The following is an 8,795-nucleotide window of genomic DNA, read 5'->3' on the forward strand; positions in this document are numbered from 1 at the left end:
TGCAACGATAAACAAAAAATTAAAAACCATAAATTTTAAAAATCCGGAGATGCGGTCGGCACCCGACGAAGGAGGGTCAGCACCGCGTCTGAAAAGCACCAAGAACCAAATGACAAGAACCAAAAAAAGCTCAAATCCGAAGAAAGAAGCTCGAAATCCGAAGGAATGCAACGATAAACAAAAAATTAAAAACCATAAATTTTAAAAATCCAAAGATGCGGTCGGCACCCGGCGAAGGAGGGTCAGCACCGCGTCTGAAAAGCACCAAGAACCAAATAACAAGAACCAAAAAAAGCTCAAATCCGAAGAAAGAAGCTCGAAATCCGAAGGAATGCAACGATAAACAAAAAATTAAAAACCATAAATTTTAAAAATCCAAAGGCAGTAAGCCAGGAGCAATCCGCTATGAGTTACCAGCACGCCTTACACCTTACACCCCACACCTCTTACACCAATCTCTCGTTAATGGCTTTGCTGATGGCCTCACCCTGGGAACGAACATGCAATTTGTCATAAATGTGTTTAATATGCGTGCGAACGGTGTCGAGACTGATGAATAACTCTGCCGCAATGAGCTTAAAGCTGTTTCCTTTGGAAAGCAACTGCAGAATTTCTTTTTCCCTGTTGGTAAGCAGGTAGTCTTTTGCCGGCGTCTTTGTGTTTTCCTGCATGCTGGAGATGATCATCCGTGCAATAGACGGGCTCATAGGGGCCCCGCCTTCAAGCACTTCCCTTATAGAATGAATAAGCTTATCGGATACATATTTCTTCAGGAGATAGCCATTGGCGCCGGCATACATGGCGTCGAACACATGGGTGTTATCATCAAAAACAGTAAGCATTATGATCTGCACAGGGGCATTGACAGCCCTTATTTTTTTTACCGCTTCAATGCCATTGATACCCGGCATATCAATATCCATCAGTATTACATCGGGATGCAGGCTTTTTATATCTTCTGTTACTTTTGAACAATCCGGGTAGCTGGCCAAAACGGTGTATTCGCCGGTGAGCGCCAACAGATTGCTTAAACTTTCACGAAGCGTTGCATTATCTTCATATATAACAATACTTACAGGCATAGCTTACAGTGGTACGTTCTTTTTGAGCTTACCGGGTATCATTCATGCCCGGGTACCGGCAAAAAACAATATCCTTAAAGCTGTATTACAAAATGAATTGGCCGGGCGCAACTTACTTATCTTTATTTTAGCGGCACATACCCTAATCATGTGATAACCACTTCAAGTGCGATGGTGGTTCCTGTGCCTTTTATGGAGTCAATTTTTAACGAGGCTTTCATGTTTTCGGTCCGGTCCTGCATGTTTTTCAGCCCGTTACCCGTGTATTCGGCTCCCGTATTAAAACCTTCACCGTTATCCATAACGATCATTTTTAAACTGTCATTTTTCTTTTGCAAAACAATATTCACTTCCGTTGCTTTGCTGTATTTTACGGTATTGTTGATCGCCTCTTTAAAAACCAGGTAAATATCCTTTCGCTGTTCAAGGTTAAGCTGCGTTTTATCAAGCGACCCTTCTTCATTAAAATAATAGTTGATACCCGCCGGCTCGAGCATTTCAGCCGCAAACTCTTTCATTCGCAATATCACCTTATCAAAGCTGTCGTTCACAGGATTAATGGCCCATACAATATCGCTCATCCGTTCCATAATGTTACCGGAATTATCCTTTATTTTTTGCAAATACGCACTTACTCTATCGCTTTCAAGTCCTTTTTGCATGGCCACCTTGCTGAGTATATTGATACTGGTGAGCGTTGAGCCTATTTCATCATGAAGGTCGCGGGCAATTTTACTCCTCAGCCTGTCTTCTGCCAGGTACTTAACAATACGCTCCGAACAAATAGCAGAAATTTTTTTAAGCATCCGCAAATGATACCTGGTGAAAAAGCCCTTTTGGGGATGTTCAGAATCTATCACGCCAAAAATCCTTCCGTCGACCCATACCGGAACCGCGATCTCCGATAACCTTCTTTCATCGTCTACTATATACCGGGCATCGGCTGCTGTATTATGAATGATCTCTGCATTACCCGTTTGTGCAACAGAACCCACAATTCCTTTACCCACTGGTATTTCAATACGGTTGATGATTTCGCGGCGCCAGGGATTTTTAGGACCAAATGCCGCCCTTTGGAGCAGTACGGTTCGGGTTTCATCCAGCTGATAAATGACGCAATCCACAAAGCCTGTTTTTTCAACACAGTACCTGGCAGTATTCCAAAAAATATCTTCAACCGTTTTCAGTCCGTATAAAGAAGTAGCGAAAGCGCTGATGGTTTTTTCTTCTTTTAGCCTTTGCTGCAGCGACCGGATAACCCAATATACGGCTATGGCAGCAATGAACAGGATAGCGCCATATACCCACCAGTTGATGTTCTTTTCGTTGAAACTGTGTACGCCATTGTCCCTGAGCTGTGCATCTGCGCTTAAAGCCAGGGTCAATCCCGGAAAGATCAGTATGAAAGATCTGTTTCTCAAAAAACAGGAAATTAGAAGGAATATAAATGTACAGCATGAAACACAAAAAACAGGATATTTAAATGAACCGCATATTAATGATTCTGCCCTTCCCGTTATTAATGAATTTTAACAATTCTACCCCTGTGATGGAATATTTTAATCATTTATTTTCGTGTATTGCTTTGTTATTCCAAACATATTACAGCATCATTTTTAATTGCAGTATTCCTTTTTAAGGGAGCCGCTTCCTCCTTATTATCGTTTCCCTTTAAAATACCGGCCACTGCATGCATCGCTGAAGCTGAAAACACAGGGAAAGAACGCAATGAAAAAACCGGTGAAAAGGAATACACAGCGGATCAGCGGGCCGCCTTTCAAATATCGATCCCCGCCGGAATATCAGCAAAGTATACCAGCTCAATTCAGTTTGGCCGCATACAAAACATCTTTTTCCCTGTGGCTACTCCTCCACCTAATTTTTCTTAACCCTGCTCCTGCATCTTTCCATAGGCACGCCTTACCAGGGTTGTTCCTTATCTATCAATCACAAAACATCACAACAATGTATTATATAAATACGGCAAAAAAAGCATGCTATATATTTGCATTTCTTTTGGTTGCAAACGCTACCCATGCTCAGGAGATCTCAGATCACTCAATCAAAAAAAACATTACCACCATTGACAGTCCGCTCCAAAAAATTACGCAGCTTCAACCCAAACAATTTGAATACAATGCAGCCACATTCAGGCATCTGAAGCTCAAAGAGGGGAAGCAATATGGCTTTATTGCCGAAGATATCGAGTCCGTTTTCCCAACTCTTGTAAATGAAAAAACAGTTTCATACAGGTATGGGAAAAATGTATACCGGAACGCCACTATAAAAACAATCAACGAAACCAGTCTGATACCGGTGCTGGTGGCGTCTGTAAAAGAACAACAGGCAGAAATAGAAAAACTAAAAGCAGAAATGCTTGAACTAAGAAAGTTGATGGCTTTAAGCAGCAATTAACGATTTCTATAATGCTTTTTTTCAAGCCAGGCCTTTTGGTGCCTGGCTTTTTTATTGATTATTAAATACATATTTTATTTAATAATTTATATAATAATAACATTATAATATTTTATATGTCAATTATTATTTTTAATTATTTGAAATAATACATTTTAATGAATGAATCTATATAAATTAATTCTTTATTTTTTATAATACCATAAGATTTGGTGATATGAATTATATTCAACAAATCATCAATTTAAATTAATAATAATAATATATGAATTATTTATTGAAATATTATCAAGTTATAGAGTATATTTGTTGAATATTATTAAATATATTTTATTTTTAATTTAAAATTTTCCCCGATGGCTAAGAGAACGCTAAAACAAATTGCTCCTTTTTTGGTACTGGCAGCCATAGCTTTGGCTGCTATTTTCGTTAAACCTGTTGCCGACTTTACCGACACCGGTGCTTACAGCGCAGCAGATATGGCCTGGGTTATTGTAGCTGCCACTCTTGTTTTTTTGATGACACCCGGACTTGGCTTTTTTTACGGGGGGATGGTACACCGTAAAAATGTGATCTCCACTATGATGAAAAGCGTGGTAGCTGCCGGGGTGGTAAGCGTATTGTGGATATTTATAGGATACAGCCTTTGCTTTGGGGAAGATATCGGCGGCTTTATCGGTAATCCTGCAACACACCTGTTTTTTAGGGATGTAAACTCAGGTGCGCCCTGGGCAGGCGCTCCTACTATTCCAAAAACATTGTTTTCCGTATTCCAGCTAATGTTTGCCATTATCACACCGGGATTGGTGGTGGGCGCTGTTGCAGAAAGGATCCGGTTTACCTCCTATATTCTTTTCATTGCCTTGTTCAGCATATTGGTATATGCTCCTTTGGCACACTGGAGTTGGCACCCCGAAGGCTTTTTGTTTAAAATGGGAGCCCTCGATTTTGCAGGCGGTACCGTAGTACATATTTCCGCAGGGTGTGCTGCACTGGCAGGTGCACTTGTGTTAAAACGCAGAAAAGCGCATATAGAGCACAGAGAAATCCCCCCGGCCAACATCCCTTATGTTTTGATCGGCACGGGCTTGCTGTGGTTCGGCTGGTTTGGCTTTAACGCAGGTTCGGCTTTAGGCGCCAATGCCCTGGCAGTTTCGGCATTTGCAACTACCAATACTGCAGCTGCTGCCGGTGGATTGGGCTGGATGTTTTTTGATGTGCTCAGAGGTAAAAAACCTTCAGTTGTAGGATTTTGTATCGGGGCCGTTGTAGGATTGGTAGCCATCACGCCTGCTGCAGGCTTTGTGGCAATACCACAAAGCATCTTCATCGGTCTTATTGCAGCTATCATCTCCAATATTGCTATCTACTACAAACAAAAATCATCGCTCGATGACACCCTTGATGTTTTCCCCTGTCATGGCATAGGCGGTATGGTAGGTATGCTTTTGACAGGCATTTTCGCTACGAAGGCTGTTAATGCCGGTGGCAATGACGGATGGTTCTATGGTAACAGCGCGTTTTTCTTTACCCAGTTAAAAGCAATGGTTATTTCCGCGGGATACAGTTTCATCGTGTCGTTTGCCATTTTCAAATTCATCAATTTCATATTACCACTTCGCGTAACCGCTGAAGAGGAAGAAATCGGGCTGGACGCCACACAGCATAACGAAAAATACCTGCAGGGAACTTTGCTGGTAACCAACAATGGAAGCATTCACGAGGAAGAAACAATAGACTAGCCCGGGCATCAAAACAAACCGACTAACGCAAATAAAGAAAAGGTACAGTTTTGAGAAAACCTCTGACCAGGTTTAAAACAGTACCCTTTCATTTTAACACTAAAAATCAACTGCAATGTTAAGAAAAATTCTTACACCAGCCATTTTTATGGCCGCATGCTCAAGTGCTTTTTCACAGGATTCTACAGACAAAAAAGGAGAGCTCACTCTTTCGGGCTCCGTTGATGGCTATTACCGGTATAATTTTGCAAATGCCAAAGATCAGGGAGCAATCAATAATTACACCAGCTTTACCAATTCGCAAAACTCCTTTGAGCTGGGCATGGCCTCCGTTAAAGCAGATTATACCGCAGGGAAAGTGTCTGCAACCATTGACCTTGGCTTTGGCAGCAGGGCGCAGGAATTTTCGTATGCCGAAAGCGGCGCTATGGCAGCCATCAAACAGGCTTATATCAGCTATTCGCCTTCTCAAAAAGTAAAGTTTACAGCAGGTAAATGGGGTACCCATGTTGGGTATGAGGTACTGGATCCACAGCTAAACCGGAACTATAGCATGAGCTATATGTTTTCTTACGGACCATTTTCGCATACCGGTATTAAAGCCGATTTCGGGCTGGGTGATCATTTCGGATTAATGGTGGGAATAGTCAATCCAAATGATTATATCAGCGCCGGTTTTTCAAATAAATTCATTCTGGGACAATTCAGCGCCAGCTTTGATAAATTCAGCGCTTTCCTGAATTATGTTGGCGGAAAAGATTTTGATAATGCCGCCAACAATCAGCTTGGACTAACGGCTACTGCTACCCTCTCGGATAAGTTCAGCCTCGGATATGACGGAACGGTAAAATTTTATAATCCGGAAGGTGGCAGCTCAGGTTCCTGGTGGGGTTCAGCACTGTACCTGAATGTTGATCCAACAGAAAAATTCGGGCTAACACTCCGGGGAGAATATTTCGATGACAAAAACGGCGTAATAACCTACATGGATGAATACGATGATGTTTATCCCCTTTTTGGTTCAGGCATTTTCCAAACCACGCTTTCTTTTAACATCAGACCACATGCCAATTTCATGATCATACCTGAATTCCGTTTAGACAGCGCCGAAGATCCCATATTCACAAAGAATAACGGGGCAGGCGTTAAAAGCACGGGATCATTCGTGCTTGCAGCCATTTTCAGCTTTTAGACATACGGGTTACAGGGTGCAGGTCTCGGTTTCAGGGATATCCTAAATTTTTTCACAGGGCAAGCAATCGTTACAGCCGTCTATTTCTATGGATGGCTTTTGTTTATCATAACGTGAACTTTAGATACGGGCTCAAAACTGTCCTAATATGAATCAATAAATCAATTGAAAAATGGTAAGACCTGTAAATTCAAATTATGATAATCATACCGGATGGATTTTGAGTTTACAGAAAATGGATGGGGAGAGTTTCAATATTGGATAGAAACAGACAGCACTGTTGTTGAAAAAATCAAGGATCTGCTCACACAGACATAAAGAGAAGGACACACCATGGGTTTTGCTGCTTCTGCCGTTATCCCGAAAACTCCCTGAGACCTGCAACCTTATACCTCAAACCCCTATCCTCTACTCTGCAACTTGCAACCTGTACCCTGTAACACGCACCCTGAAACCCTCCTCACGCCGAATTGCGTCCCGCATTGATGATACCGAAAGAACAACGCATCACCAGTTTTTCAAGCGTTTGCTTATGCGGCGACTGCAGCGAACTTTCTTCCATTTCCCTTACTTTGGTAATAGCATATTGCTGTATGGTCACCAGGGGCAGCACGATCCTTTCCCGCATTTGAACAGAAAGCTGCTCTATCGGGTAATCTGCCATCAGCTCATTTTTGCCGGTGAGCCGAAACACGTACTGTTTGGTAAGCTCGTATTCCTCAAATACCTTGTTCCATATTTCTCCATATACGGGATGTGTGGAAAGAAAACGCGTCATCGGAAAAAAGCTTTTTTTCATAGACATTTCACAGTTGGCGATCAGCGTTTTAATGAAAGTAGAATTTTCGTATAGCTTTTTCACTTCTTCCCACCTGCCTTCTTCATCCATTTTTTTAAAGGCGGTACCAACACCATAATACCCCGTTACATTTTGCTTTAGCTGGCTCCATGAGCCAACAAAAGGGATGGCGCGAAGATCTTCCAATACCAGCTTGCCCGAACCGCCCCTTTTTGCCGGACGGCTGCCGATATTGGTTGCTGCATAAAATCTCAACGGGCTTGCATGACCAAGGTATTCCAGGAAATTGGGATGATTTTTCAGTTCCAGGTAAGCGGTAAGGCTTTTTTCGGCCAACTGCTGTATAAGCTCTTTTTCATCATCCCGGAGAATGACTTTCTGTGAAGCGAACAGGTCATTGGAAATACCCGCATTGATCAACTGTTCAATATTAAACTGGGCCGACTCGATGGTGCCGAAATTGGAGCTTACGGTTTGCCCCTGTATGGTCAGCTGAATTTCTTCATTGGCAATATTCTTGCCGAGGGAAGCATAAAATTTATGCGTTTTTCCACCGCCTCTTGCGGGCGGACCGCCCCTTCCGTCAAAAAATATTACATCAATGTCATAAGCCCTTGATATCCGGGTAAGTGCTTCTTTGGCCTTATATATGCTCCAGTTGGCCATAAGATAGCCGCCGTCTTTGGTGCCATCGGAAAAGCCAAGCATGATGGTTTGCCTGTTCCTGCGCAGGCGCAGGTGTTGCCGGTATGCCGGGAGCTCATACAGCTCTTTCATTATGGCTGCAGCGTTGTCAAGATCATCAACAGTTTCAAAAAGCGGCACTATATCCACCAGCAGCGAACCTGCCTCCCACCCGCTCATCAACAGCAATCCGTATACCTCGATAACAGTCAGAGCGCTGTCGGCATGGCTTATAACATACCGGTCGCAACCCTCCACCCCGTTGCTGGACTGGATATTTTTGATCGTCGACATTACCTTAAGGGTATCCTTATGAATTTCATCGGTCAGCGCTTCATTGTTAACCAAAGTGCTGACCTTTAGCAGCGACTGAATTTTTTCCTGGTCTGTTAATGATAAATAATCAGACGGGAGTGCATTCGTCTTTTTAACAATCTCCTCAATCACCCTGGCGTGAACAGAGCTGTCCTGCCTCACATCCAGTGATGCGAAATGCAATCCAAACACTTCCACTTTATTGATCAGCGATTCAATCAGGTCCAGGAACAGCCCGTTGTGCTTGTAAATGAGCGTTTCCTTGATTTGCAGGAGGGTGTCCAGGATCTCCGTCTTACTGATATCGCTCTTATATCCCGGTACAAAAAGATTATTATACAGCTTCAGCTCCAGTTGCTGCAGCGGCACATCAACCCCCTTAAATGTAAGTCTTCGTTTAAGACGGCGAACATCCAGGTAATATGATCTCATAATGCTTTCGCGTAATGCGCCTGCTACCTTTAAAGTGGTATCCGTTCTAACGTATGGGTTGCCGTCCCTGTCTCCACCCGGCCAAAATCCCATGCGGATAATGGGATTGTCGGCAGATACCACTTCAGGCAAAT

Annotated in this window: 6 protein-coding genes; 3 read left to right on the plus strand and 3 right to left on the minus strand. The window is 42.8% G+C overall.

Annotation, left to right across the window (positions count from 1 at the left end; translation table 11 throughout):
* Nucleotides 1-446: 446 nt before the first annotated feature.
* A complete protein-coding gene (locus PLH26_RS17305; protein WP_324587286.1) occupies nt 447-1,082 on the minus strand; it encodes a response regulator in 636 nt (211 codons plus the stop codon).
* A 146-nt stretch (nt 1,083-1,228) separates the two neighbouring features.
* Complete coding sequence (locus tag PLH26_RS17310; protein WP_324587287.1) at nt 1,229-2,503, minus strand: GAF domain-containing protein; 1,275 nt, start codon at nt 2,501-2,503, stop codon at nt 1,229-1,231.
* A gap of 544 nt (nt 2,504-3,047) precedes the next feature.
* On the opposite strand from PLH26_RS17310, the gene PLH26_RS17315 reads away from it, so the two are divergent.
* From PLH26_RS17315 to PLH26_RS17325, 3 genes are all read left to right on the plus strand, one after another.
* On the plus strand, nt 3,048-3,497 hold the full coding sequence (locus PLH26_RS17315) for a tail fiber domain-containing protein (protein WP_324587288.1): 450 nt from the start codon (nt 3,048-3,050) through the stop codon (nt 3,495-3,497).
* 356 nt (nt 3,498-3,853) lie between these two features.
* On the plus strand, nt 3,854-5,239 hold the full coding sequence (locus PLH26_RS17320; protein ID WP_324587289.1) for an ammonium transporter: 1,386 nt from the start codon (nt 3,854-3,856) through the stop codon (nt 5,237-5,239).
* 115 nt (nt 5,240-5,354) lie between these two features.
* Nucleotides 5,355-6,431, plus strand: a complete 1,077-nt coding sequence (locus PLH26_RS17325; RefSeq protein WP_324587290.1) for a porin — start codon at nt 5,355-5,357, stop codon at nt 6,429-6,431.
* Between the two features lie 460 nt (nt 6,432-6,891).
* Here the strand turns inward: PLH26_RS17325 and PLH26_RS17330 are convergent.
* On the minus strand, nt 6,892-8,795 hold a 1,904-nt coding region (locus PLH26_RS17330), incomplete at its 5' end, for a phosphoenolpyruvate carboxylase (RefSeq protein WP_324587291.1).

This window comes from Agriterribacter sp. (genome assembly GCF_035444585.1).
Taxonomy (GTDB): domain Bacteria; phylum Bacteroidota; class Bacteroidia; order Chitinophagales; family Chitinophagaceae; genus Agriterribacter.